18 protein-coding genes and 4 pseudogenes are annotated in these 25,832 nt (G+C 69.2%); 4 read left to right on the top strand and 18 right to left on the bottom strand.

What is annotated here, in order from left to right; translation table 11 throughout:
- The first annotated feature begins 52 nt into the window (after positions 1-52).
- From NGB36_RS03090 to NGB36_RS03080, 3 genes are all read left to right on the top strand, one after another.
- A complete protein-coding gene (locus tag NGB36_RS03090) occupies positions 53-2,593 on the top strand; it encodes a transglycosylase domain-containing protein (protein ID WP_255918446.1) in 2,541 nt (846 codons plus the stop codon).
- Between the two features lie 76 nt (positions 2,594-2,669).
- Positions 2,670-3,101 (top strand): hypothetical protein, encoded by a 432-nt coding sequence (locus NGB36_RS33075; RefSeq protein WP_308288797.1) that lies wholly within the window; start codon positions 2,670-2,672, stop codon positions 3,099-3,101.
- A gap of 307 nt (positions 3,102-3,408) precedes the next feature.
- Positions 3,409-3,981: a nitroreductase family protein gene (locus tag NGB36_RS03080; RefSeq protein WP_255918445.1), complete on the top strand. Its 573-nt coding sequence runs from the start codon at positions 3,409-3,411 to the stop codon at positions 3,979-3,981.
- On the opposite strand, the gene panD is transcribed toward NGB36_RS03080, so the two are convergent.
- From panD to NGB36_RS03015, 12 genes and pseudogenes are all read right to left on the bottom strand, one after another.
- Positions 3,966-4,403 carry an aspartate 1-decarboxylase gene (gene panD, locus NGB36_RS03075; RefSeq protein ID WP_255918444.1) on the bottom strand — a complete coding sequence of 146 codons (438 nt, stop codon included), beginning with the start codon at positions 4,401-4,403 and terminating at the stop codon, positions 3,966-3,968. The two genes, NGB36_RS03080 and panD, sit on opposite strands and share 16 nt — an antisense overlap.
- A gap of 60 nt (positions 4,404-4,463) precedes the next feature.
- Positions 4,464-5,209 (bottom strand): annotated as a pseudogene (locus tag NGB36_RS03070) (class I SAM-dependent methyltransferase).
- Positions 5,210-5,382: 173 nt separating this feature from the next.
- Positions 5,383-6,051, bottom strand: a pseudogene (locus NGB36_RS03065) (hopanoid C-3 methylase HpnR); the annotation flags it as partial.
- Between the two features lie 149 nt (positions 6,052-6,200).
- Positions 6,201-6,410, bottom strand: a pseudogene (locus NGB36_RS33645) (Glu/Leu/Phe/Val dehydrogenase dimerization domain-containing protein); the annotation flags it as partial.
- A gap of 52 nt (positions 6,411-6,462) precedes the next feature.
- A complete protein-coding gene (locus NGB36_RS03055) occupies positions 6,463-7,818 on the bottom strand; it encodes a wax ester/triacylglycerol synthase family O-acyltransferase (protein ID WP_255918443.1) in 1,356 nt (451 codons plus the stop codon).
- Positions 7,819-8,320: 502 nt separating this feature from the next.
- On the bottom strand, positions 8,321-10,657 hold the full coding sequence (locus NGB36_RS03050) for an FHA domain-containing protein (protein ID WP_255918528.1): 2,337 nt from the start codon (positions 10,655-10,657) through the stop codon (positions 8,321-8,323).
- Between the two features lie 643 nt (positions 10,658-11,300).
- Positions 11,301-13,193 carry a chloride channel protein gene (locus NGB36_RS03045; RefSeq protein ID WP_255918442.1) on the bottom strand — a complete coding sequence of 631 codons (1,893 nt, stop codon included), beginning with the start codon at positions 13,191-13,193 and terminating at the stop codon, positions 11,301-11,303.
- 238 nt (positions 13,194-13,431) lie between these two features.
- The gene (locus tag NGB36_RS33350; RefSeq protein WP_308288796.1) at positions 13,432-13,971 is read right to left on the bottom strand and encodes a MarR family winged helix-turn-helix transcriptional regulator; all 540 of its coding nucleotides are present in this window, start codon (positions 13,969-13,971) and stop codon (positions 13,432-13,434) included.
- 471 nt (positions 13,972-14,442) lie between these two features.
- Entirely contained in the window at positions 14,443-14,748 is a 306-nt protein-coding gene (locus tag NGB36_RS03030; protein ID WP_255918441.1) for a hypothetical protein, read from the bottom strand.
- Between the two features lie 261 nt (positions 14,749-15,009).
- Positions 15,010-15,144, bottom strand: a complete 135-nt coding sequence (locus NGB36_RS03025) for a hypothetical protein (protein WP_255918440.1) — start codon at positions 15,142-15,144, stop codon at positions 15,010-15,012.
- Between the two features lie 261 nt (positions 15,145-15,405).
- Positions 15,406-15,621 carry a hypothetical protein gene (locus NGB36_RS03020; RefSeq protein WP_255918439.1) on the bottom strand — a complete coding sequence of 72 codons (216 nt, stop codon included), beginning with the start codon at positions 15,619-15,621 and terminating at the stop codon, positions 15,406-15,408.
- A 514-nt stretch (positions 15,622-16,135) separates the two neighbouring features.
- Positions 16,136-17,092 carry a patatin-like phospholipase family protein gene (locus tag NGB36_RS03015; protein ID WP_255918438.1) on the bottom strand — a complete coding sequence of 319 codons (957 nt, stop codon included), beginning with the start codon at positions 17,090-17,092 and terminating at the stop codon, positions 16,136-16,138.
- A gap of 493 nt (positions 17,093-17,585) precedes the next feature.
- Here NGB36_RS03015 and NGB36_RS03010 point away from each other — a divergent pair, with 493 nt between their 5' ends.
- On the top strand, positions 17,586-18,581 hold the full coding sequence (locus NGB36_RS03010; RefSeq protein ID WP_255918437.1) for a hypothetical protein: 996 nt from the start codon (positions 17,586-17,588) through the stop codon (positions 18,579-18,581).
- A 167-nt stretch (positions 18,582-18,748) separates the two neighbouring features.
- Here the strand turns inward: NGB36_RS03010 and NGB36_RS03005 are convergent, their stop codons facing one another.
- The 6 genes and pseudogenes from NGB36_RS03005 to NGB36_RS02980 all read right to left on the bottom strand — a co-directional run bounded on the left by NGB36_RS03005 (position 18,749) and on the right by NGB36_RS02980 (position 25,721).
- The gene (locus NGB36_RS03005; RefSeq protein WP_255918436.1) at positions 18,749-19,657 is read right to left on the bottom strand and encodes a GNAT family N-acetyltransferase; all 909 of its coding nucleotides are present in this window, start codon (positions 19,655-19,657) and stop codon (positions 18,749-18,751) included.
- A gap of 68 nt (positions 19,658-19,725) precedes the next feature.
- Positions 19,726-20,013: a hypothetical protein gene (locus tag NGB36_RS03000; protein WP_255918435.1), complete on the bottom strand. Its 288-nt coding sequence runs from the start codon at positions 20,011-20,013 to the stop codon at positions 19,726-19,728.
- A 286-nt stretch (positions 20,014-20,299) separates the two neighbouring features.
- A complete protein-coding gene (locus NGB36_RS02995) occupies positions 20,300-20,722 on the bottom strand; it encodes an HIT family protein (RefSeq protein WP_255918434.1) in 423 nt (140 codons plus the stop codon).
- A gap of 8 nt (positions 20,723-20,730) precedes the next feature.
- Entirely contained in the window at positions 20,731-21,342 is a 612-nt protein-coding gene (locus NGB36_RS02990) for a sarcosine oxidase subunit gamma (RefSeq protein WP_255918433.1), read from the bottom strand.
- Positions 21,335-24,477, bottom strand: a pseudogene (locus tag NGB36_RS02985) (sarcosine oxidase subunit delta family protein). The gene NGB36_RS02990 and the pseudogene NGB36_RS02985 overlap by 8 nt, the downstream one beginning before the upstream one ends.
- 11 nt (positions 24,478-24,488) lie before the next feature.
- Positions 24,489-25,721, bottom strand: coding sequence for a sarcosine oxidase subunit beta family protein (locus NGB36_RS02980; RefSeq protein WP_255918432.1), 1,233 nt, complete (start codon positions 25,719-25,721; stop codon positions 24,489-24,491).
- Positions 25,722-25,832: the final 111 nt, after the last annotated feature.

The raw sequence follows: 25,832 nt of genomic DNA, 5'->3' as shown, positions 1-25,832 counted from the left end.
ATCCCACAACAGCCGCGACCGGGCGACATACCTGATCGAAAGCAGCGAGAGAATGAGCGAACACCGACGCAAACCCTCACGGCCGATCGGAGGTGGGCAGCCCGGCGGGCGCCCGGACGGCATGGGGCCCGGCGGCGAACAGCCGCGGATGACGCGCGCCGAGATGCGCAAGGCTGCTCAGGCCGCGAACCGCCGCTCGGGGCGCCGCAGATCTGACGGCCGGCGGGTCGATGCGGGCCGGGGTACGCCGAGCGGCAAGAGGCGCTTCATCGACTATCCGCGCTCCGGCAAGCGGGGTCTTCGGCGGTGGCTGCCGTCGTGGAAGCAAGTGCTCAGCGTCTTCGTGATCGGCTTCGGCGGCATGCTGGGGGCAGTGGCGTTCGCCTACGCCACGGTCTCCATACCCAGCCCCAACCCGAGCACACAGCTGCAGAACAACGTCTTCTACTGGGCCGACGGTACGCAGATGGCCAGCGTCGGCCAGGTCGACCGGCAAAACGTCAATCTGAGCGAAATCCCGCCCCCTGTGCAGTGGGACTTCCTCGCGGCGGAGAACTCCTCCTTCTACACCGACCCCGGCGTCGACCCGCAGGGGATCCTGCGCGCGGTCTACCACATGGCCTCGGGCGGTGACGTACAGTCCGGCTCGACCATCACCCAGCAGTTCGTCAAGAACTACTACCTCAACCAGAACCAGACCATCACCCGCAAGCTCGACGAGATCATGATCTCGCTGAAGATCGGCACGAAGTACAGCAAGGAACAGATCCTTCAGGGGTACCTCAACACCAACTACTACGGACGCGGTGCGTACGGGATCCAGGCCGCCGCCGAGGCCTACTACGGCATCCCTGCCAACAAACTGAATGTCAGCCAGGGCGCGTTCCTCACCGCCACGGTCAACGAGCCGAGCCTGATGATGAACGCGGACACCGACCCGGTAGCGAGGCAGACCGCGGAGGCGCGCTGGACGTACGTCCTCGACCGCATGGTCAAGATCGGCCAGCTCAGTGCGACCGACGAGGCCAAGTGGAAGGCGGCCGGTTTCCCGACGCCGAAGCCGATGGCGACCGACAGCGGGATGAGCGGTCAGGTCGGCTATCTGGTCGATGCCGCCACGAAGTACGTGGAGTCCCACGCGAACATCACCGACCAGCAGTTCAACAAGGGCGGCTACCAGATCTACACGACCTTCGACAAGAACAAGGTCAGTGAACTCAGCACAGCCGTCGCCAAGATGAGCAAGAACCATCTCGACCCGCAGAACCGGTCGGCGGATAAGAACGTCCAGGTCGGGGCCGCCTCGGTCGACCCCAAGACCGGTGCGATCGTCGCTCTCTACGGTGGCCCGGGCTATGACAAGGGGCATTACACCGACAACGCCGACGCGACCGGGGTTCCCGTCGGCTCCACCTTCAAGCCCTTCGACCTCGCCGCCGCCATCGACCACGGCGCGGTGCTCTCACCAGGCCAGCAACCGTCGCAGATCACGCCGTCGAGCAAGTTCAACGGTGACGACGGCATCGAGATCAAGGACCAGAACGGCAACTACATCACCGACTCCACCGACCCGACCGGCCTGCTGCACCAGCACAACGACACCAACCAGAAGTGGGGTTACATCCCGCTGAGCCTGGCGATGCAGCAGTCGGTCAACACCCCGTACGTCCAGCTCGGCGAATACGTCGGATACGACACCGTGGAGCAGGAGGCGATCAAGGCCGGGCTGCTGAGAAGCAGCCTGCAGTACAACACCGCGGGCTTCTTCATCGGCACCTCGACACCGTCCGCGATCCGGATGGCCGACGCGTACAGCACCTTCGATGACGCCGGTGTCGAGCACGACCCGTACTCGGTGACCAGGGTCCTCCACGCCGACTCGAACGGCTCCGAGCAGCTGCCCGGCTTCGACGCCCCCACCGGGAACTATGCGATGCCGGCCTCGACCGCCAACACCGTCACCAACGTCCTCCAAGGCGTGGTCCAGCAGGGCACCGGTACCAACGCCAAGGCGCTGGGCCGTCCCGCGGCCGGCAAGACCGGTACCACCGACGACTACAAGTCCGCCTGGTTCATCGGCTACACGCCGCAGCTGACCACCGCGGTCTCCATGTTCAAGGAGGATCCGAACAACGTCGGCCTGCAGTCGATGGTCGGCGTCGGCGGCTACAGCAAGGTCTTCGGCGCGGACATGCCGACCGAGGTGTGGACCGACTACATGACCGCGGCGCTGGCCGGCCAGCCCGTCCAGCAGTTCCCGCCCGCCCCGCCGACCGGCCAGGGAGCGAACGAGAACGGTGCCCCCACGGCGAGCCCCACGCCGACCACGACGCCGACCGCCACGGCGACTGCGTCGGCCACGCCGAGCCCGACGCTGACGCCCTGCTTCCAGCGGAAGAGGGGCTGCGCGAGCCCGTCGCCGACCGACACGTCGACCTCGACCACCGGCGGCTTCACCGGAGGCTTCTTCGGCGGCACCAGCAGCGGAACCACCGGCGGCGGCAACACATCGGGAACAACCTCCGGGACCACCAACGGAGGTACGACAGGCGGGACCACCACCAGTCCCTCGCCCAAGCAGCCGGGGGGATAGCCGCACCGACCGAAGGAGATCGCACACAGGTACGCTTCTGACGGCGACAACCGCCGTCGATCTTCAGGGAGTTCCTGTGACCTGCTTCTTCGATCCGTCGCACGCCCCGGGCAGCGCCAGCGTGTTGTGGGCACCGCAATGGGGCGTGCCGCGGCCGATCCAGGCCTGCGGCCCGTGTGCCCAGCGCGTGCAGACCACGGCACCGCCGTACTACATGCCGCAGGGTGCGCCGCAGGCCGCCGGCTACCCGCAGCAGGCGGGCTATCCCCAGCAGGGGTACCCACAACAGGGGTATCCGCAGCCCGGATACCCGCAGCAGCGGCACGGCCACAGCACCGGCGCCGTCGTCGGCGCCGGTGTGGCCGGCCTGGTGGGCGGCGCGCTCCTCGACGAGATGCTCAGCGACCGCGACGAGCCGCGCGAGGTCATCGAGAACAACGTCTACGAGGACCGCGGCGGCTTCGACGGCCGCAACGACGACAACGGGGGCGGCTTCTTCGACTTCTGAGCCGACCAGCGCGACGGGCGGCCCGGCACACGACGCGCCGGGCCGTCCGTCGCGTAGCGCACCGCTGCCGGTGAATCTCGTGGGATGGTCCGCAGCGAAGGACAGGCCATCAGCTACAACCTGAGGTGGATGCTGATGCTGCTCGGATACCTGGTCGCGATCGGGCTGCTCTACTACTTCGTGTTGCCGGATCGCGATGCGCCCGTGACCGGAACTCACGGCCGGTACTCACAACCGGAACCCACAGCCGGTACTCACAGGTTGAGCGCCTTCCGCAGAGAGCTATTCAACTGTTTAGGGTCGCCGAATGGATCTGCAACACGTCATCGACCACCGCCGTATGTGCCGCACCTTCCGCCCCGATCCCGTTCCGCAGGAGGTGCTGGAGCGAGTCCTGCACAACGGCACGCGCGCACCGTCGGCCGGTTTCTCGCAGGGCCAGGCGTTCCTGGTGCTGCAGGGCGACGACCTCAAGCGGTTCTGGGAGATCGCCGACGCGGCCGTCCAGGAGAGCGTCACCACCGCCCCCGCGGTGATCGTCCCGCTCTCCTGCAAGCGGACCTACCTCGACCGCTACGCGCAGCCGGACAAGGGCTGGACCGACCGCGACGAGGCTCGCTGGCCGGTGCCCTTCTGGCACATCGACACCGCGATGGCCGCGATGAACATGCTGCTCACGGTGGTCGACGAGGAGCTCGGTGCGCTGTTCTTCGGCATCGTCCCGGAGGCGGTGGCGCCGTTCCGCGAGGCCTTCGGAGTGCCGGACGATCACGAGCCCATCGGGGCGATTGCCCTCGGGTACAGCGCGGAGACCGAGCGGCGGGACCTGTCCGGTCGGCGCCGTCCCGAGGACGACGTCATCCATTACGGACGCTGGTGAGCGCCCGCGGTGACGGCATGAGGGCTCGCGGTGGTCGCGCTGCCCGGGACGGGCTCGGCGGCGTCCGCGCCGGTGGCGACGATGCGGTTGTCCGCGTCGACGTGCACTACGCGTGGGCGCAGCGTGCGGGCCTCGGCGTCGTCCACCTGCGCGTAGCTGATGAGGATCACCAGGTCGCCGGGGTGGACGAGGTGCGCAGCGGCTCCGTTGATCCCGATGACGCCCGAGCCGCCCCGGCCCTCGATGACATAGGTCTCCAGGCGGGCGCCGTTGGTGATGTCGACGATGTGGACCAGCTCACCGGGGAGCAGGTCCGCCGCCTCCATGAGGTCGGCGTCGATGGTGACAGAGCCCACGTAGTGCAGGTCGGCCTCGGTCACCGTGGCCCGGTGGATCTTGGACTTGAACAGAGTACGCAGCATTCAGCGCTCCCAGAGTTCGGCTCCCTGCCTGCTTATGCAGGTCAAGGGCTTTCCCTTACCCTACAACGGCTCGTTTCCCGGCTGTACACACCAGTAGTCCGAGCCCAGTGCTGACCGAATTGCTGAGCTTCCCCACTCCCTGCCAGGTGAAATCAGACCTTCACGCGAACGCCCCGGCAGCCGATCAGGGTCCGTTGGCACAGGACACCGGCCCTTCACGCAACCGCGGCCAGAGCCATTTTCAAGAATCGCCGTCAGCGGGGACGGCCCGCGCTCCCCCCGCATTCTCGTCCGAAGCGGCGGGCGATCCGCGCCTACGGGCTCGCTGGCCAGTACCCACCCGTCCGCGCGCAGATGCTCGTCAGGTGCACGGCGGGCTTCGCGGTTCCACAACTCCGGGACGTCGACCCCGAACTGGCTCCGCTCCTCGTCGGACAGGGGAAGATCCATGACGGCCGCCACGTCGGCGACGTAGTCGAGAACGATCCGGCTGCCAGCTGCGGACATCTGGTCGACCTGGTCACAGGTACTCCTCGCCGCGGCGGTCAGGTAAGGGAGCAGTCCCTCGGCCAGCCACGCGGTGGGCCTGCCCGGATCGAACCCGAGTGGCCGTAGGGCAACACCTTGGACTGGTCCACCTCGTAAAGTCGGCACCGCGGCGGCCAACTCAAACGGTACGCCCGCGCATCGAGTCCGGCGGCGAGCAGCACGATCTGATTAATACCCGAGCGGCTCGCGGTGGCGAAGTACTCGTCGAAGGACCGCGACCGCACCGCGACGGCACCGCACCGGAGACGATGTCCCACTGGTGGTGTGTGCCGGTCACAACGATCCTCCCCCTCCCTCGTGGACAGCCCCGCTGGCCGGTAGCTCGCTGTTACGTCGGGGGCGCTCGGATCGGGCCAAGTACCGGTAGACGCCAACGGTGCCGGTGGGCATCTGGCTGGCCACGGCGGCACGTGCTTCTCCTGGTCAGCTTCTATTCGGGCGCTTCCGTCACCTTGTTCGCCGTGTCGTGGTCGCGGCGCTCGACCGGACGGGTATGGATGTACAACTGGCCCCGGTTGCTGACGTCGAGGTGCTGCGGCAGCGGGAGTTCATAGGCGACCGGGCGGGCATGGTCGGCGAGCTGCCGTTGGGGATTGTAGACGTGGTTGAAGCGCCACAGCATGCGGAGGAAGTTCGTCTGTCCGCGGGCGAGGTTGCCGGCCAGGACGCGGGCGGTCCCCAGTCCGGTGCGCAGTCCGAGGTGTTTGCGGTTGATGACGGCTTGGGTTTGCACCAGTTCGTGGTAGAAGTCCTCCAGTGGCAAGGTGGTGGGGACGACGGCGTGCTGGATGTCGAAGAGCCGGTAGTCGAGGGTGGTCAGTCGGCGGGATTCGGTGTGCCAGATCTCGGTGCCCGGGTAGGGGGTCATCACTGTCAGGTGCACGATCTCCGGCACGGACAGCGCGAACTCGCGCACGATGCGGAAGCGTTCCTTGTCCCATGCGGGGTCGACGATCAGGTTGATGGCGACATCGATGCCCAGTTTGCGGGCGACTTCCAGGGCGTGGAAGTTCTCATCGGGGCTGATGCGCTTGCGGTACAGGTCCAGGCCCTCGGCGTCGATGGCCTCCATGCCGAGGAACATGTACTGAAGCCCCAGGACGAGCAGCAGGCGCATGCGTGAACCTCCGGGCTGTGGGGCTGCCCACCCGCACGTGTCCGTAAGCACGTAGGAGTAAACCGCAGGCGGGGCGAGGTCGCCCGAGCGGCGGCTGCCCCTCCTGCGGATGGCCGCGCCAGGATTGCGGCTCAGGCAGGTCTGGTCTCGCGGCATTGGATACGGCCGCGGCGGTGCAGTTTGACGTCCTCCATCAGCTCCAGGTCGAAACGCAGGCCGCCTTTGTAGGGTCCGAGCGCGGAGTTGAATTTCACCCGGAAACCGCGGTTGACCTGTACCCGTCCCGTATCGTCGACCCAGGGGACGCGGAGGACCAGTTGCCGCTCCGGCTCGCACAATCGCGGGTGGCCGCCCGCGCACGGCCGGTGGAAGACCATCGACATGCGCTGAAGGTCAACCGGAGGTGTCGAGCAGTTCGGCGAGTGCGTGGTGTGCCGCCTGGCCAATGAATGCCGGATCGACATCGCCAGCCGCACGGATGCCCAGGTGGACGGTGTTGCGGTAGGTGGTCATGGCGATCGCCATAGCCTGGCCGGGCGCCAGCGGTGCAATCGGATACAGCGCGCGCAGCGGGGCGCCTGCCAGCGACAGCGGCACGTCCGGAAGAGGCACGTTGGTGACCAGCGCGTCGAACAGCAGCGGGGTGGCCCGCCGCAGCAGTGGGGAACACACTCGCTGGGCGGCGGGAGGCACGACGTCTGCGAGCAGCGCGACAGCGCCAGCTCCGCGCTGAGGCCCGCGGTCCTTGGCCGTGCGCATGGCGTCCCGGACAGTGCGCAGCCGGGCGATCGGGTCGGCCTCGCCGAGGGGCAGGTCGAGGAGGTAGCCGGACAGGCGGTTACCGCCGCCACCGTCGCCGGCGGCATGGCGGCTGCTGACCGGCACCAGGACCCGGGCCATACCGGGGGCGGGGCAGTGGCCGTGGTCGGTCAGCCAGATACGCAACGCGGCCGTGATGACGGCCAGCAGGACGTCGTTGACCGTGGCGCCGTGCTGCTTGCGGACGTGGTGGACGTCGTCCAGGTCCAGCAGCGGCAGGGCGAGGCGGCTGCGGCCCGCCGATGGCGTATGCAGCGGGTGCGCTCCGGGTTTCAGGGCGCCCGCCAGCGAGGCGGTCGCGACGCTGCCAGCCAGGCGGGCAGTGCGCGCCAGCTGCCCGGAACGGTCGGTCAGCGCCCCAAGAAGCCGCCGCGGCCCGGTCGACCGGGCCGCGGGCGCGGCCGGTTGCGGGTGCGGCGCCGCACCTGCTGCCGGGGGGTCGGTGGCACACCACTGGTCCAGCAGCTGTGCTCCCAGTTCCACCGTGCGCAGCCCGTCGGCCATGGCGTGGTGCGCCTTGAACAGGATCGCGAAGCGGTTCTGCCCACCGGTAAGACTGCGTGCTGGGGTGAGCAGGTGGATCTCCCACGGCGGCAGGTGCGGGTTTAGGGGGACCGCCATCCAATCCGCCGCGGCCCTGGCCAGCGCCTGGTCGCCGTCGTCGTGCAGCTCGTGCAGGTGCATGTGGCGCCCGGGGTCGAAGACGGCGTCGGATTCCCACCTCGGCGACGCCAGCGGGCCCCAGCCGCCGGTAACCACCCGGCGGCGCAAAGTGGGGATACGTGAGGCGCGCTCGCTGATCAGCGGCACCAAGTGCGCCGAGGTCAGCGGCTGAGGGAGTTCGAAGACAGCCAGGGCGCCCAGGTGCAGCGGCGCCGTCGGCGATTCCAGGTGCCAAAAGGCCGCATCCAGCCAGCTCAGCTGCTCCACGCTCGCTCTCCTCCGTCCAGACCATCCTCATAGCGCCGTCATCAAGCGCTGCCGGACTCCGCCAATTGCCAGGGGCCGCGGCCGCTTCGGCACACCATCGCTCACGGCTCGGCATCTTGCTGCCATCGACTCGAACCAACATCACCGATCGTGGCAGGAGACAACGGTGAGTGGCGAGCTGAATCGGCCGGATGGAGACACGCCGCCCCTGCGGGAAGCGGCGGCACATGAACGGCAACAGGAACGGGAGGGCGTGCCTGAGGTCCTTGTACGCCCGAACGGAAGTCACCTTCTATCGGGTGACGTCTGGCGTGCGTCGGGGCGCGACGCGAGTGCCCGGGGCTGTCTCGTGGCCGCGTGCCGCTAAGTTGTTGACCTCGGGCCCCTTGGTCCGCGTCTCCAGACAGGCGCGGTTCGAGTGGGCCCGGCCCTTGGCGGTGTGCTTAAGAAGGTGACCTCCTGCGTCACCGACAGTCGCGAAAACGCGGCGGCCCTGTGTTGGCTACTTCCGCATGATGGCAGGCTCGTGCCGACGCAACATCCTCAACACGAGGACGCCCTCAATTACAGACAGCACGAGCATCATGCCCATATTGAGACCCCAAGCGCCCGGCGAGTGTGTGAAGAGCGGATCCGAAGTGTTGGTCGAGGGGGCAATGGTATGCAGGTCGACCGTCCCGGCGACGGCTCCGAACGCCCAGCGCGACGCCACCAACCAGGAAATCTGCTCCAGCCCGAGCACCCCATTGAGCTTGAGCAGCGCGCCACAGAACACGACCTGGACGATGGTGAGAAGGACCAGCAGCGGCATGGTGCCCTCCTCCCTCCGCACCAACGCGGAGACAACCAGTCCCAGCATCATGGAAGTGAAAGAGAGCAGCGCCACAGCGAAGCTGATCTCGAGGAGCGGCGGAAGAGACACCGCACCCCGGCCATGAACCCCAAGATCGACTCCCGAAAGCCCGACCAAGGTGAGGACCACGGCCTGACCCACCGTGATGGCACCGAGCACCATGATCTTGGAGAACAGGTAGGCAGAGCGAGACAGCCCCACTGCCCGCTCCCGCTGGTAGATCGCCCGTTCCTTGACCAGCTCGCGCACGGCGTTGGCCGCCCCCGTCAGCACCCCTCCGACGCACAGGATGAGCAGCGCGTTCAGCGCCGTGTTCTGATTGAGCCTGCTCCCCGCGAGCGCGCGAGCCATCGCCCCCATGACGAACGGCAACGCGACCATGATCGTCAAGAAGGTCCGGTCGGATGCGAGTACGGCCGCGTAGCGGCGGATCAGCGTACCGAGCTGAGAGGCCCAGCTCTGCGGCTTGGGCAGCTGGACGGTCGCGTGTCCAGAAGGGACTCTGGGGCCGGGCTGTTCCATGGCCTCGATGACGTACTCACTGTGTAGGGGCGAAGCTCGGTATTCCGCGACCCAGTCGCGCTCTTTGTCGTCCTCGAATGCTTCGAACGCCTCGGGCCAGTGGGTGAACCCGAGGAAGGACAAAGTCTTGTCTGGCGGACCGTAGTAGGCGACCCTCCCACCGGGGGCGAGGACGAGGAGCCGGTCGCACACATCGAGATTGAGCACGCTATGGGTGACGACGATGACGGTGCGGCCGCCGTCCGCGAGGCCGCGCAGCATGTTCATCACTGAGCGGTCCATGCCGGGGTCAAGGCCCGAGGTCGGCTCGTCGAGGAAGAGAAGTGACGGCTTGATCAGCAGTTCGAGAGCGACGCTGACTCTTTTGCGCTGGCCCCCCGACAGGCTGTGAATCCTCTGGTCGACCCGGGCATCCAGGCCGAGTTCGCTGATCACCTCGTCCACCCGCGACTGCCTCTCGGTCTTGTCTGTGTCCGCCGGGAAGCGCAGCTCGGCGGCGTAGCCCAGAGCTCGGCGCACGGACAGCTGGGAGTGCAAGATGTCCTCCTGCGGTACCAGGCCGATGCGTTGGCGCAGCTCCGCGTAGTCCCGGTAGAGATCACGGCCGTCGTACAAGACCGTGCCGCGGTCCGCCGGACGCAGTCCGGTGAGCGCGTTGAGAAGGGTGGACTTGCCTGAGCCGCTCGGACCGACGACCGCCAGCAGGCACTTCTCCCCCACGGGAAACGAGAGGCGCTCAATGAGCGTCTTGCGGCCGTCGTCCACCTGGACCTCCAGGTCCTGGACGCTCAGCGACACCTCCCCGATATCCACGAACTCCAGGAGCTCGTTCCCAACGAGGCGGAAGTCCGCGTGGCCGATGCCGACGATGTCGCCCTGATGGACCACCGCCCGCAAGACTGGCTGTCCGTTGAGGTACGTACCGTTGTGACTGCCTAGATCGACGATCTCGTAGCTGCCGTCGAGCCGCGCGCTGAGTTGCGCGTGGTTACGGGAGACCAGGAGATCCTCGACGACGAGGTCGTTGTCCGGTGAACGACCGATCGTGATCGTGCGCACTGGCAGTGGCCGGATCAAGATCGGGCTGCGGAACTCTCCTGTCTCCGATGGCACCTCCACCGGCGCCGTCTGGCTCTCCGGGGCCGGCATGCTGCTGAGCGTTGCCCACGGACCGTCCACAGGGTTTCCGAATCGTATGACGCTGCCCGGCCCTACCTGCACATGCCGCACACGACGGCCGTCGGCGTATGTTCCATTCGTACTGCCGACGTCATCCAGCGTCCAGCCGCCCCTGCCTGACCGGAGCACCGCATGATGCCAGGAGACTCTGGGATCCGCACACACAACTTCGCCCATCGGGTCGCGCCCGAAGCGGTAAGAGCGGCTCGGAATGATGACCTGGGAATCGCCTTTGGTCTCAAGAACCAATTCAGGCGCGGAGGAAGCGAAAATTCGCCAGCCCATGAGCTCAATTTTACGGTCGGCAGCCCTGGCACGCCTGGGTGAAAGCCGGACGGTTTCGGTCACCGACGTCCTTGACCACTGGTAGACGACCGGTCACGGTGATCGCGCTGTTTCCTGCTTCAGCATCGCGCGACATGACCAGTTCGGCGATGTGCTTCGCGAGCGCTAACATTCGCTCTGACCTGCGCGACCGCGCCGACCCGGGGTGCACATGTGATGCGCATCACATGCGACGGGGTGCTTTCGCAACCCGAAACTAAAATGGACGTTGCGGTGCTCCCAGCCCACGTGCGGGGAGCACCGACCAGTTCGGCGGTCGGCCGCAAGAACGTGAACATACGCTTCGCAGCCGTGCCCGCGAGGCGTCGCCTCAAACGTGGCCTTCCTTCGACCTCCGCGGATCGGGATCGGGGGCTTGGCCGACACGCGGTGCCGGGAGAGCAGGCCGGACTCAGCAGTACCGTGCTCCGGGCCAGCAGAGTGATCGGGATCGCGGTCGCTGGAGGCGTCGTCGGCGGGCCCGGGCGCAGCCCGCCTTTCCTGTACGGCTTCCACGCCGTCGGCCCGGCGCGGCGTTACCGTTCGCGGCAGTCGGGGCCCACCGTCTTGTCGACGAGTGGCTGGCATGCGCCTCGGCCCTCACTCAGGCCACAGATTCTGCCTTGTCTGCTTCCGTCTCCGTCGTGTGTCCGGTCAATGCGGTGCCATCGGGTTGAGCGTCGATTCGGGTGGGGCGGCGGCGCGGACGCAGGGTGAGGATACGCTCGCTGTGGTGTTCCTCGTGAAGGTCGATGCGCCGGGCGTGCAGCAGGTGCCGCAGGCTCAGCGTCCCTTCGACACGGAGGTTTTCGTCATCGCTGACCACGAGGACGCGGGTGATGTGGTGCTTGGCCATGATCGAGGCGACGTGGCGAAGCGTCTGGTCGGGGCGGACGGTGATGGCGGGGCGGGCCAGTTCGGCCAGTGGCCGGACGTCCTCCAGGTCGCCGTGGAGGAGTTCGGCGCGGGTGACCACCCCGGCGAGGCGTCCGTCGCTGTCGAGCACCGGGTAGAGCCGCTGAGCGAGCAGTCCCGAGGCGTCCTTGCCCTGGTGCGCCGCTTGCAGCATGGCAGTGACCTCGGCAGCGGTCTGATTGGTGGCGAAACCCGTGGTGAGCGAGGCCTCGAGGTGACGCACCAGGTGGACTTCGAGCGGGTCGACAGAGTACTCGCGGGTCAGATGGAGGCCACGGCGGGCGATCTTCTCGGTGAGCACCGACCGCTTGAGAACGATCACCGACAGGAGGTATGCGGACGAGGCCGTGATGACCATGGGGATGATGGCGTTGATCTCGTGGGTGAGTTCCAGGCAGAACACGATGCCCGTCAGCGGTGAGCGCATCACTCCGCCGAGCACTCCTGCGAGCGAGACCAGCGCCCAGAAGCCGGGACTCACGTGCGGGAAGAACAGCCCTTCGGCCGCGCCGAGTGCGCCGCCGATCATGAACATGGGGGCGAGGACGCCACCAGATGTGCCGGAGCCGAGGGACAGTCCCCAGATCAGGGTCTTGACGATGAGGATGCCGATGATCAGGCCCACCGTCGCGCGGCCGGTGAGGAGTTGGCCGATGACGTCGTAGCCGACGCCGAGGGCCCTCGGCTCGATCAGCCCGCCGAGCCCGATGATCGCGCCGCCGATCACGGGCCACCACATCCAGTGGATCGTCAGCTTGGCGAAGGTGTCTTCGGAGAAGTACACCAACGCAGTGGCTAGGAGAGCGAGCAGTCCGGCGACAATGCCCGCAACGACGCACAGTCCGTACGCGGACGTCGGGAGGTGTACCGGTACGTGTGCACCTCCGAAGATCGGTGCGCTGCCCAGGATCGGGCCGCGGACGATGGTCGCGGTGACGGCGCTGACGGCGACAGGGAGGTAGGAGCGTGGCCGCCATTCGAACAGCAGCAGTTCGACGGCGAGCAAGATCGAGGCGAGCGGTGCGTTGAAGGTGGCGGCCATGCCGGCGGCGGAGCCGGCCACGAGAAGGGTTTTGCGTTCGTCAGCGGTGACCCGGAGGAACTGGGCGACGATGGATCCGACGGCGCCGCCGGTCATGATGATCGGGCCCTCGGCGCCGAATGGTCCGCCGGTGCCTATGGATATCGCCGCTGAGAGGGGTTTGAGCACGGCGACGCGGGGCTGGACCTTGCTGCCGCCGGTGAGGATCGATTCGATAGCCTCCGGCATACCGTGGCCGCGGATCTTCTCCGAGCCGTAGCGGGCCATCAGCCCGATCACCAGGCCGCCCACGACCGGCATGACGAGGATCAGCCAGCGGTGTGGCGTACCGGCCGGGGTGGCGGTGGCGAAGTCGAAGCGGGAGTGGAAGGCGAGGTTGGTGAACAGGGCGATCAGCTTGAGCAGGCCTGCCGCGACGAGCGCCGCCGCGGCCCCGATGGGCACCGCCAGAGCGGAGATCGCCACGACCCTCGGGGAGACGTCGAAGTCCCCCAGAAGCGCCGCTTTTCCCTTGAGCCGCGCAGCATGGGCCTGCGCCACGGAACACCTCCGCTGTTCGTTGTCTGCTCGGTCACTCGTCACACCCGCCCGGCCAGGACACCGGGCGGCCAGCACTGTCCTGCCGCCGTGACTTTCGGTTACGGGCGACGCTGCCCGTGATGTGAGGGGCTCGTACAGCCCGGACTGAAATGCGGGCCGACGAGGGCGCGGGCGAGCGTGCCCTCGAGGCCGTGCGGTGCTTCGTCGCACGCCTGCAGCAGGTGAGCTGCGAGTTTGGTCAGTCGTGGTGGAGGTGGGCCGAGTCAACGCGGCCGAACCGCAGTGTGCGGATCTTCCGGCCGTCGCACGACGGGCACGCGGCCTGCGTCAGCGGCGAGGGAACACGCACCCCGTCCACGAGGTACTGGACCTGCGGTCGGCCCGACAGGTCGACCGAGCGGACGATCCGGTACTCCTGCTCCCATCCGCGCCCGCAGCGCAGACACACAAATGAATACGCCTCGTGTACGGAATCGGTGCCCACGGTCACCACCCTTCTTACAGTCCCGGCAGCGTCCACGCCGGAACTGGCCGCCTGAGATACTGTATCATTGCAGCGCGCAATAATTAAGAAACGATTGAATGACGGAAAATCTGTCCTGCCGTTCGCGATGCGAGCGAGCACCTGCTGGACCAGGCCACGGCCGACCGCTGTCAACCGAAGGATCACCTCGCGACGGTTGGCCGGGTTGATCTGGCGGTCGACGAGTCCGAGCGACTCGAGTTTGTCGACCGTCCGCATCGCAGTCGAGGGGTTCACCGCCAGCGCCGCCGCCAAACGCGGTGTGTATCGCAGCAGCCGCCACGGCGGCCGCCTCCCCACTCCCCAAGCTGATCGGCTACGGGCGGCGCCGCCTGCGCACTCGACAAGCGGCGCGCTGACAGTGCCTGGTCATCATCCCCGCGCGGCCACGAGCTGATCTTCCATCCTCGGTCGGGTGGACACCGTGACCGTACGCGCGAGGATCGTCGCAGCGGCCCGGCGGCCTGCCTTAGCCGAGCCACCCGGCGCCGCTGCGGCAGTGATGGCCGGCGGCGTGCTGTCGCTGTGTTTCGGTGTGATCGGACCGCAGTGGTTCTCCGACACGCTGCTGGCGACCTCCGCCGCTGCGTGGATCGTCCTCATCGCCGCATTCGCCCTCGGCCCGGTCATCGACTCACCAAGTGGGCACGTGCCGCGGACGTACCCAGGTCGCTGGCCCTTGCCGCGGCAACAGCCGTCGGCGACCAGGCTCGGCCGACTACGTGGTCAAGGCGCAGGCGGTTTGGGCCGCCTGCTGTGCATGGCCAGCCATTCGGCGATTTCCAGACGCTCTGACTGCCGCTGACTGAAAGCGTCAGCCTTGTGGCCCTTGTACGCGGTCAGTGCGCGGTTCGCGGCCCACATCCGCACCCGGATCACGGTAAAGGCGTCCAGGGTCCCATCGGCGTTCCATGCGCGGGATGCCGCCCGTACTTTGTCCCGATCGGCTGCGTCGGAGTGGCGTTCGGCGTCGGCGACGAGTTCGACGAAGAACTGATCAATAAGGCGCTCGGCCATGCCCTCATCGGACACAACGCACCTCCTCCAGAACGCTGCTTGCCCCCAGCGTTAACCCCCTCATCGCGGTCATGCCGAGTGCTGTTCGGCACCCGGTCTTCAGGCCGAACGGCCCTCTTCGTCAATCCGTATCAAGGCGCGCTCATCGTGGTGCCGCAGCTGCCGTCACGCGCGAGGTCGGCGCACCCGCGCTGCGGTGAGTGCGACACGCCGCGGCCGGTGGGCCGGGCGCAGTGGCCGAGTCGGTATACCGACCGTGTGGATGTCGGGGCGCCGTCAGGCGGTGATGAAAGGCTGCGGCAGACGGTCGAGGGCCTGCTGCTGGCCCGGCTCGGCCTCGGCAGTGGCGACGCGACCGCGCGCCCGGACGGTGACGGCGGCCGGACTGATCAGCGGCGGTCTCGACGTCACCGAACGCCCAGCAGCGGGGAGACGCCCAGGGGAGGGGGAAGCCGCTGACGATCCTGGCGGCTGTGCGGCGCCGGTTGGCCGTGGGTGGTGTGGGCCCGCACGGGCCCCGGTAACTGCCTAGGTTGTGCTGTCCGACTGGCCGGCGGACGACAGCAGCGGCAGAGCCGCCAGCGTGCCACGTCGAGCGCACCCCCAAGGCATTCCATCGCACAGAGCAACGGCGTGTGCCCGCCCCGGGTTACGACTGGTCGGTGCCTCCGGCTATGAGCTGTGCCAGACGTTGGGCCCGCCGCCGATCCATTCGATCAGGTCGCACTCATCCAGCGAGAGCACTTGCTCGCCGAGGCCGGCCTGCAGCAGCAGCTCCACCAGATCGGAAGTGCAGTAGGCGCGGCCGATGTCTTTCCCGGCGACCGTCACGCGCCGGGACCCGTACAGCACAGGGTGCACGACTACCGCATTTGGGCGATCAGGCATGCCCACAGCTTGCCCCTCGCAAGCGGACCTTGCAGCTTTGGAAGCGGCAGCAGATCAGCGAGACGATCCTCGCGCTGGGGGCATAGGAGTGAGGACCGCTCGGGTGAACGCAGATCGCGAGCTGCGAAAAGGGCGCTACGCGCTGGAACACGTCAAGACACGACTCTGCCCACTTCCAGTGGCGAGGGCGCACGGCGAGAGGCCCCGGCCCGGACTGACGCCATGCTTGCGCAGGCCGGGGCCTCGTGCTCCGCGCACCACGTTCTCTCGCGCACGACCGGTGGTACTGGGTCACGACTCGTGCGGGGCGGTCTCGGCCGCCCGTTCTGCCGTGGCCGACGGCATTGGCGCGCGTCGGCGCGCATAAGCCGGCCCCCAATCTCAGTGCTGGACTGGCCCGAACAACCTGTTGAATACAGCCGGGCCGAGGTCGACGACGCCTCCTGCATCTGGTCGTCAGGAGTCAATGTCGCGCCCGTGGAGATGGTCGGCAGCCCGCCGGCACGGGGCCCAGTCAGGAGAGGGTGCGGAAGTCGCCCAGGGCACGGGCGGCGCCCGGCTGTGCTTGGCGATCATTGTCGAGCCAGTACAGGGTCGATTCGGTGGCCTGCTCGATGAGTCGCGCGGTCTGCCGGAAGTCGATGGGCAGGACTTCCATCGGGCACAACGCGGGCAGCGGATACAGCCGCACCTGCGTGCGCGCGTTCGCGATCGAGGCGGCCATGCGTTGTTCTCCGAGCAGGTTGTAGGTGTGGACCGCGATGGCCAGCACTGTGGACGGAGGAGCGGGCAGGGGGCAGGAGTAGCCCGGGGTGAGCAAGTACACCTCGTCCGCTCCGAGCTCGATCGCATGGTCGAGTGTGGTGTTGCTGGACACCGAACCGTCCATGAGATGGCGGCCGCCGATCTCCACGGATGGGTAGAACCCCGGGACTGCGGTGCTGGCCATCAGGGCCGGCACCGCCTCCCCGCGCGAGAGGAGCACTCCTTCCCCGTTGCACACATCGGTGGCAAGGATCTTCACAGGGAGCCGGGCCTGCTCCAGGCGTTCCAGGGGCAGCACGTTCTCGACATAGCGGCGGAAGCGGTGATTGTCGAAGAGGTGGTTGGTCCTGCCCGCGGCCGCCAGCCCGATCATCAACGGGTTGATGGGGAAGATGTAGTTCAGACCGCCGAGCGCTCGCAGCACGCCGCGCAGCGGTCGGCCGGGGAGGCTGTCCGCGAGCGTGTGCAGTACCTGCGACGAGTTGAGCGGGTACACGTCGTGTTCGCTGACGCGCAGCCACAACTCGGCGAGCTCCTCGACTCCTTGCGTGTCGGGGAGGGCCGCATAGTAGGCCGCATTCAGAGCGCCCACCGAGGCACCGATGACAAGATCGGGACGGATGCCCCGCGCGGTGAGGCCGCGCAACATCCCCACCTGGGCGGCGCCCATGCTGCCGCCGCCCCACAACACAAACGCCGTCGTCATCGCAGACCTCGCGGATCAATGTCCCGTCGTCCCAGATGATCACACCGGGCACGCAGATACCAGCACCCGCTGCCAGCATCGTCGTGCCCGGTCGCTTGGACAACGACGGCCGCACGCGGTGGGGGCGCAGCCGAGGAGGACCGACGAAGCCGTGCCACACCTACGGGTGCCACCGTAAGCGCCACAACCGGGGCCTGGCACCTCGTCGCCCGCCGGGTTCACCGGGCGCGGTCGTGCGACCGGCTCGTCCGCCAGGTCACCGGCGTGCTGGGGACGCGACGACTCGCAGGCAGCCAGGCCGTCCGCCGGGCCGACGTCACACGGCCACGGCGGTTGCCCAAACGATGGATGCCGTCGCCCGCGCCGCGCAGACGCCGGGAGATGCGGGCAGGACCCGGCGGGGTCAGCCTGGAGAAGGGGCCCGAAGCCGGTCGTCGCTCGGCGCCGCCGTCGGGGCGCCGTTCGTCGCATCACAGCAGCCAAGGAGAGTGTGATGGCAGCAGCAGCGACAGATGTGATCATACCCGCGCTGCAGGAGGCACGCGGAGCCGAGGCGGCGGTCGCCGACCGGCTGCGGGCGCAGACTACGGCCACCCGCGACGGGGACGACCTCGAGACGATGCAACGCCACCTCGTCGACGCTCGGGGCCATATGCGCCGGATCGACGAGCGACTGGCACGGCTGCAGCCCAGTAAGCCGTTGTACGCCAGGTTCGGCCACGCGTTGTCCCTCACTGGGCAGGCAGCCTTGCTGCCGCTGGAAGTCGCCGTAGGAATCCCGACCACAGTGCTGCGAGGCAAGGCCACGGGGCAGCAGATGCTGAAGAACGCCAAGGAGAACTGCGCTGCAGCGGCATACGCTGTGGCGGCCTGCCGGGCCGGCGAGGCCATCGCCCACGAGGCCGGCGACGAGGTCAGCGCGCGACTGCTTGGCGACATCCGCCGGGACGACGAGGCACTGCTGGACGATTTGGGTCGCGGCCTGGAGCAGCGCGCCGAGGCGGTGGCGGCCGCGACGCTCGTCATCCCTGCCGGGCGCACGGGTGTCGTGGGAGCGGTCCGCGGCCGGGCGGAGCAGGTACTCGGCACCGGTGAACGCTGGTGGCGGCAGACCCAGCAGGCGGCCGAGCGAGCCAGGGGCACTTGGGAGGGCGCCATGGTGTCGGAAGACGAGCTGCCGATCCCCGACTATGGCCAGCTGGCTGCCCACCAGGTCATCGAGTTGCTGCCGCGGCTGTCCCAGGAGGATCTGACTGTGGTGGAAGCCTACGAGCGGGCTCACGCCGGCCGGGTCACGATCCTGCACAGGGCCGCCGAATTGCGCGGCAACGTGCCCTGGCCGGGCTACGACAGCATGCACGCGGACGAGATCCGGCAGCGCCTGCGCGGCGCGGAGGCCGGCCTGGCCCGACACGCACTCGACTACGAGCGCCACCACCGCAGGCGTTCCACTGTGATGGAAGCCGCCGCCGCGCATGCCGACACCTGACGCCTTCCGGCAGGTTTCAACCCCTGCCGGAAGCAGCCTGACCGCCACGCCAGCACAGCACGTGTACCGGGCGCGCCGAGAGCACCCATTCCCTACTCAGAGCCAAGGCCGCCCTACCGCGGTCTACCTGGGTGCGCACGGCAACGCTGACCGGCTCCCTTCGATCGTCACGCGGTCGGCCGTTCCCTCGGGGCGGGTCGCCGGTATTCGTAGCTCCACAGCTGGTCGACGAAGGAGAAACCGAAGGATGCGAAGAGGTCGGGAGCATGGCCGCCACACGCCTGCTGCCCGGGGTCGTCGACGACCAAGGCGACCTCTCGGGCGCCCTGCTCGGCCAGCAGCGCCAGGGCCTGGGCCAGCAGTGCGCGACCCAAGCCCTGGCCGCGGTGGTTGGGCAGCGTCTCGATCCAGCACACGGTTGCGGTGTGGTCGGGCGCCACGCCGACCAGTGCCTCGGCCACGGGTAGGCCCGCCTCGCGCAGGATGAGCCGGTGGCCGGGGGGCCAGTCGTGGGGGAAGACGTCGGCGACCAGCTTGGCGGGCAGCGGCTCGGCAGCCGCTGACTCGGGCAGCAGGCGATGCAGGTAGACGCCCTCGGGGCGTCCGGCGAAGCCGGCCTGCTGCAGCGCCTGGTGGGTGGCCGGTCGGTGGGCGCGCGGCAGTCCGCCAGGACCCAGCGGGCCCGGTGGACCGCCGACGAAGGCCTCGATCAACGGGCAGTCGGCAAGCACGGCCAGGGCGTGGCCGAGCAGAGCACGCAGGGCGGCCGGGTCCTCGCGAGCGTGCAGGCCGCTGATCAGGCCGGCGTGCACATCACTCCACACCAGGATCGCGATGACGCCACGCGGCCGGTCGGCAGCGTCGGTCAAGACGCTAACCCGCGGCCGGGCCGGTCTCGTCCAGCCAGGGAAGCAGGTGGGCCCCCGCGGCGCGGCAGCCAGCGCCTGCGGGGTGCAGCGGGGCTGACCCGGCAGCCGGTCGGCGTCGAGCAACTCCCGCACCGCCGACTCGTCCTGGAGGCGGTACCGGCGGACGGCCGACCGCCCTTCGGCGCGGGCTGAAGAGGCCTTGGGCATGGCGCTGGACTCTGCCGACTCCCGGATCGGGGAACAACTCCCAGCGTTGCTCACCCCGCGCAGTCCTGTCACCCCGCATCCGGCAAAAGATGCCTCTCGCCGGGCGGCATCTGCTGGGCTTCGGCGACCAGGAAGCCCACCTCCTCGATGACCGACCGGTGAACGGGTAGCGCCAGATGTCCGACGCCGTGGACGCGGCGGGGCACCACGCGAGGCAGCCGCCCGGCCAGCTGCCCGACACCGCCCGCAGCCGCCTGCAGCGGGAGCCGCGCCAGGCGCACCACCGCCCAGCCCGCCTCGACCCCGACGCCGCGCAGCGCTGCCAGTCCTGGGACCGACAACTGCAGCCTGAACACGCTCGTCGCCGTCCACCTCCTGCTCGCCCCGTTCATCACCATCTGTCAGGAGAACGCTTCAGGCGCAGGATGCGATTCCTCCCCACCACAGCGGCTACCCACCGTCGCGGGCAGGGTGGACGGTGCCCTGCGGGGACCCGGCAGTTCCACTGGTATCCCTCTAACCCGGATCCGCAGGTAGGTGTCCCCGCCCTCTGGGTCGCGCCCCCGGGCGGGGCGCGCGCCGACGAGGGCATGGTAGTCACACCTCGACGCACCGCGCTGTGACGTGCGTCAGCCTCGGCTGTCAGCCATCGAGCTCGGCGAGCACGGCACGCAGCCGGACCGCCACCTCCTCCGCCTGCGCCGCGTCGCGGTAGCGGGTGCGCGGCCAGAAGAAGCCGCGCAGGCCGTCCTTGCGGTTGCGGGGCACGACGTGCACGTGGAGGTGGGGCACGGACTGGCTGATGCGGTTGTTCGCGGCGACGAACGACCCGGCCGCGTCCATGGCGCGCTCCACGGCCGCGGTGATCCGCTGCACCCGGGAGAAGAACGGCCCGACGGCCTCGCCCGGCAGATCGGTCAGGGTCTCGATGTGGTCGCGCGTGACCACGAGCACATGGCCGGGGAAGAGCGGCCGCTCGTCGAGGAAGGCCACGGCGGTGGCGTCCTCGAAGACCCGGTGGCTCGGTGACTCACCGGCGATGATGGCGCAGAAGGTGCACGGCATGGCTCCAGTCAAACGGCTCCCGTGTACTCGGTCGCGGCGTCGAGCAGCCAGTCGCCCAGATATCCGGCGAACGACGAACGCACCAGGACCCAGAAGCCAGGCTTGAGCTCATCCCGGACCGCCAGAACCACCTGGGCGCGGGCGAGCAGGGTCTGCGCGCACCGGCCCGCCCCGAAGGAGCGAGGGTGCAGGTCGAGGGCGCAGCCATGGGAGAGCAGGTCGCGGGAGCGCGGCCCGGCGACGAGGAGCGCGGTGCGCTGGGCGGAGATGTCCACCACGGCGGCGGGCTCGTCGCCGACGGCCTCCCGCAGCCGCCCCTCCAGCTCCGCCCGCGTCCCCGGGCGGCCCACGACCAGCCATTCATCGGGCCCGAGCCACAGGGCGGAGCTTCCACCGCCGTGCACGACGGTATTGGGCTGCGTCGGCAGCGGGAATCCGAGCGCGAGACCGACGGCGTCGGCGGCCGGGCCCTTGGGGTCGAGGCGGACGTCGATCTGGGCGAGGTACGGGAGTTCGGCGAGCCGCACCGCACCGCCGGAACGGCGGGTGGCAGCGGCGAATCGGGCGGCGTGGCCCGCGAGCGGGCTGCGTGCACTCACGCTGGTCTCGGTGTCAGCCATCGCGGCGTGCTCCCTCGGGGTCGTAGAGGACGGGGCTTGCGACCGTCACCGGCACCAGCTCGCCGCCCACTGGCGCGTAGAGCCGCTCCCCCATGCGGTCGCGCCCGCCCCGGACCAGGCCCAGGGCGAAGCCGCGCCCGAGGGCGGCGCTGCGGTAGCTGGAGGTGATGTGGCCGAGCATAGGCACGGGCGGCTCCGGCAACCGGGATCCCGCCACCAGCTGCGTGCCCTCGGGCAGAACCACGGCCGGGTCGTCCGGCAACAGGCCGACGAGATGCTTGCGATCGGGCCTGCGCGACTCGGCCCGGGCGTGCGAGCGCTTGCCCATGTAGTCGGGCTTCTTCTTCGACACCACCCAGCCCATGCCGAGGTCCTGCGGGGTGACCGTGCCGTCGGTGTCCTGGCCGACGATGGGGTAGCCCTTCTCCGCGCGCAGGACGTGCATCGTCTCGGTGCCGTACGGGGTGAGGCCGAGCGGCCGGCCGGCCGCGTACAGCGCGTCCCACAGCGCCGGGGCGTGCCAGCCAAGGACATTGATCTCGTAGGCGAGTTCGCCGGAGAAGCTGATCCGGCACACGCGCGCCGGGATGCCGGCCACCTTCGTGTCGCGCCAGGCCATGAACGGGAAGCTCTCGGCGTCCACGGCGAGGCGCGGCGCGAGACCGGCGAGCAGCTCGCGCGAGAGCGGGCCGGCGAGGGCCACCGTGGCCCACTGTTCGGTGACCGAGGTCAGGTGGACGCGCAGCTCGGGCCATTCGGTCTGCAGCCACTCCTCCATCCACTCCAGGACGGCGGCGGCGTTGCCGGTGGTGGTCGTGGCGAGGAAGCGGTCCTCGGCGATGCGCGCGACGGTGCCGTCGTCGAAGACCATGCCGTCGGCGCGGCACATCACCCCGTAGCGGATCATGCCGGTCTTCAGCGTGCTCATCATGTTGGTGTAGAGGCGGTCGAGGAAGGTGGCCGCGTCCGGGCCCTGGACGTCGATCTTGCCCAGGGTGGAGGCGTCCATGAACGCGACGCCTTCGCGGGCGGCGCGGCACTCGCGCTGCACGGCGGCGTCCATGGACTCGCCGTCCTGCGGGTAGTACCACGGGCGCTTCCACTGACCGACGTTCTCGAAGACGGCGCCGTGCGCGGCATGCCAGTCGTGGAGGGGGGTGACGCGGACCGGGTCGTGGAGCGCGCCGCGGTCGCGCCCGGCGAGCGCGGCGAAGGAGACGGGGGTGTACGGGGGACGGAAGGTCGTCGTGCCGAGTTCCGCGATGCGGGCTCCCATGAGATGGGCGGCGACGCCGCTCGTCAGCACGCCCGAGGTCTTGCCCTGGTCGTGTGCGGTGCCCGCGGTGGTGTATCGCTTGAGGTGTTCGACCGAGCCGAGGCCTGCGCCCGTGGCACGGTCGAGGTCGGCGACCGTGACGTCGCGCTGCAGGTCGACGAAGTGCGTGTGGTCCCCGTCTCCGTCTGCGTCGGTACCGGGGACAACGAACACCTGTATCGCTGGTGACGACGGCTCGTCCGTGAACGAGGGCAACGGGATCGGATCCGCGGCGATGGCGCGGGCGGCCGCGGCAGTGCCCTCGGCGAGGCACCGGCCCAGGCCGAAGGTGCCGTTCGCCGAGCCGACGGCCTCCACGGCCTGCCGGCAGCCGTCCGGTACGAAGCAGCCGAGTGCGTCGTCGAAGCGCAGCCGCCCGCCCGCCTGGCTGTAGAGCTGGAGTACGGGGTTCCAGCCGCCCGAGACGAGCAGTAGATCGGCGGTGAACTGCCGTGCGGACGAGGTGAGTCGGCCCTCGGCGTACCCGGCGACGGTCACCGAGGTGACGTGCGTATCACCGCGCGTGCCGACCACGGCGTGCCCGGGGAGCACCTCGATCCCGGCTTGTTCGGCGCGTTGGGCCCATGTGCCCGGCTGCGGCCGGGTGTCGACGACGGCGGCGATCTCCAGGCCGGCGGCGGCGAGGTCGAGAGCGGCGGCGTATGCGCTGTCGTTGGTGGTGAGGACGACGGCGCGGCGGCCGGGTACGACCGCATACCTGACTGCGTAGGTGCGAGCGGCGCCGGCGAGCATTACACCGGGCCGGTCGTTCCCGGCGAAGGCCAGGGACCGCTCATGGGCGCCGGTGGCGAGGATGACGTGACGGGCGCGGATCCGCCAGATGCGTTCGCGCGAGAGGTGGGCGGGGGCGTGAGCGCCGAGGTGGTTGGTGCGACGCTCGACGGCGAGCAGATAGTTGTCGTCGTAGTGACCGAAGACGGTGGTGCGGCGCAGCACCCGTACCTCGGGGGCCGCGTCGAGCTCCTCGCCGATCTCCCTCGTCCAGCCGGGCAGTTCCCGGCCGGCGAGCAGGGATCCGCCGAGCTCGGGCTGTTCGTCGGCGAGGATGACGCGCGCGCCGGCGCGTGCGGCGGTCGCCGCCGCGGCGAGCCCGGCAGGGCCGGCTCCCACGACCAGCAGGTCGCAGTGGGCGTGGCGTGCGTCGTACCGGGCGGGGTCGGGCCGGTCGGCGAGCCGTCCGCGGCCGGGCAGCGAGCGGGCCACGAGACCGTCGTACAGCTCGACGGTGGTCGCGGTGAGCATCGGCTCGGGGAAGGGTTCCTCGATCTGGTGGACGGCGTTCGGCTCCTCGCTGCCGGCGGCGAAGATGCCGCGCGGGCGGCCGAGTCTGACGCTGGTGCCGGTGCGGTGCACGCCGCCCGCCAACAGCGCGGAGGCGAGGGTGTCGCCGCGGAATCCGGTGTACTCCGCGTCGTCGAAGCGGAAGCGGAGCGGCTCGTCGCGGTGGATGCGGCCGCCTTCGGGCAGGCGGAAGGGCTGGCCAGTCGTCTCGCTCATGCGAACAGATCCCTCCCGTTCGCTTCTCCGCCCGCGAGCCTCGGTTCGCCGGCGCGGTACACCGCGAGGAGCTGATTGGTCGCGGTGTCGCGGACGGCGTTGAACCAGCGGCGGCAGCCGGCCGTGTGGCACCAGCGTTCGGCGTGCGGACCCTTGGGGTTGGCGCGGTGGAAGAGGTAGCGGCCCCATTCCTCGTCGGGCAGGGACGCCGGGTCCTGCGGGTACGGCACGTGTGCCTGGCCTCCGTAGGTGTATTCGGCCTCGTCGCGAGGCCCGCACCAGGGGCAGGGGATGAGCAGCATCGTCTCGCTCCTCAGTGGGCCACCGCGGCGGCACCGTGCTCGTCGACGAGCGCGCCGGTGGTGAAGCGGTCGAGGGTGAAGGGGGCGGCCAGCGGGTGGGGTGTGTCGTGGGCGATGGTGTGGGCGTAGACCCATCCGGCTCCGGGGGTGGCCTTGAAACCGCCCGTCCCCCAGCCGCAGTTGAGGTAGAGGTTCTTGACCGGGGTGAGGGAGATGATGGGTGAGGCGTCGGGGGTGACGTCGACGATCCCGCCCCAGGTGCGCAGGACGTGGGCGCGGGCGAAGATGGGGAAGAGTTCGAGGGCGGCGGCCATCTGGCGTTCGATGATGTGGAAGGCGCCGCGCTGGGTGTAGGAGGTGTACGCGTCGATGCCCGCGCCCATCACCAGTTCGCCCTTGTGGGCCTGGCTGACGTAGACGTGTACCGCGTTGGACATGACGACGGTCGGGTGGACGGGCTCCAGCAGTTCGGAGACGAGCGCCTGCAGCGGGTGGCTCTGCAACGGCAGCGGGATTCCGGCCATGTCGGCGAGGACGGAGGAGTGGCCGGCCGCGCACAGGGCGACCTTGCCCGCGGCGATCGTCCCACGGGAGGTGCGCACGCCGGTGACCCGGCCGCCGCTCACGTCGATGCCGGTGACCTCGCAGTTCTGCACGATGTCGATGCCGGCGGCGTCGGCGGAGCGGGCCAGCCCCCAGGCGACATGGTCGTGTTTGGCGATGCCGGCGCGCGGCTGGTACGTCGCGCCGAGGACCGGATAGCGCACGTCGGGCGAGATCTCGACGATCGGGCAGACCTCCTTGACCTGCTGCGGGTCGAGCCATTCGGCGTCGACCCCGTTCAGCCGGTTGGCCTCGACGCGGCGCACGCTGTCGCGGACGTCCTGCAGGCTGTGGGCGAGGTTGAGCACGCCGCGCTGCGAGAAGAGCAGGGGGTAGTCGAGCTCTTCCTCCAGCCCCTCCCATAGCTTCAGCGCGTGCTCGTAGATCCCGGCGCTCTCGTCCCACAGGTAGTTGGAGCGGATGATGGTGGTGTTGCGGGCCATGTTGCCGCCGGCGAGCCAGCCGCGTTCGAGCACGGCGACGTCGGTGATGCCGTGGTTGCGCGCCAGGTAGTGCGCGGTGGCGAGGCCGTGTCCGCCGCCGCCGACGATCACCACGTCGTAGCTGCGCCCGGGCTCGGGGTCACGCCACAGATGGTCGGGGTGTTCGGGCAGGTCGGCGCCGGGGGGACGGGGGTTCATCGCATCTCTCCTTGTGAGCGACGTGCGCGAGCAGGCGGAGGGGGTCCCCCGCGAGGCGGGGAGGCCGGCCGAGGGACGAGGCCGTCCGCGGAGCCTGCGAGCGGGCGGAGA

Origin of the sequence: Streptomyces humicola (genome assembly GCF_024436035.1) — a bacterium.
Taxonomy (GTDB): domain Bacteria; phylum Actinomycetota; class Actinomycetes; order Streptomycetales; family Streptomycetaceae; genus Streptantibioticus_B; species Streptantibioticus_B humicola.
Note: the sequence above shows the minus strand (reverse complement) of the source record. Positions and strands in the feature narration are given on the sequence as shown.

Coding starts and splice junctions, on each gene's coding strand:
- NGB36_RS03090 (WP_255918446.1), top strand. CDS start 53: ATGAGCGAACACCGACGCAAACCCTCACGGCCGATCGGAGGTGGGCAG.
- NGB36_RS03080 (WP_255918445.1), top strand. CDS start 3,409: ATGGATCTGCAACACGTCATCGACCACCGCCGTATGTGCCGCACCTTC.
- panD (WP_255918444.1), bottom strand. CDS start 4,403: ATGCTGCGTACTCTGTTCAAGTCCAAGATCCACCGGGCCACGGTGACC.
- NGB36_RS03050 (WP_255918528.1), bottom strand. CDS start 10,657: ATGGGCTGGCGAATTTTCGCTTCCTCCGCGCCTGAATTGGTTCTTGAG.
- NGB36_RS03020 (WP_255918439.1), bottom strand. CDS start 15,621: ATGCCTGATCGCCCAAATGCGGTAGTCGTGCACCCTGTGCTGTACGGG.
- NGB36_RS03015 (WP_255918438.1), bottom strand. CDS start 17,092: ATGACGACGGCGTTTGTGTTGTGGGGCGGCGGCAGCATGGGCGCCGCC.
- NGB36_RS03010 (WP_255918437.1), top strand. CDS start 17,586: ATGGCAGCAGCAGCGACAGATGTGATCATACCCGCGCTGCAGGAGGCA.
- NGB36_RS03005 (WP_255918436.1), bottom strand. CDS start 19,657: ATGCCCAAGGCCTCTTCAGCCCGCGCCGAAGGGCGGTCGGCCGTCCGC.
- NGB36_RS02995 (WP_255918434.1), bottom strand. CDS start 20,722: ATGCCGTGCACCTTCTGCGCCATCATCGCCGGTGAGTCACCGAGCCAC.
- NGB36_RS02990 (WP_255918433.1), bottom strand. CDS start 21,342: ATGGCTGACACCGAGACCAGCGTGAGTGCACGCAGCCCGCTCGCGGGC.
- NGB36_RS02980 (WP_255918432.1), bottom strand. CDS start 25,721: ATGAACCCCCGTCCCCCCGGCGCCGACCTGCCCGAACACCCCGACCAT.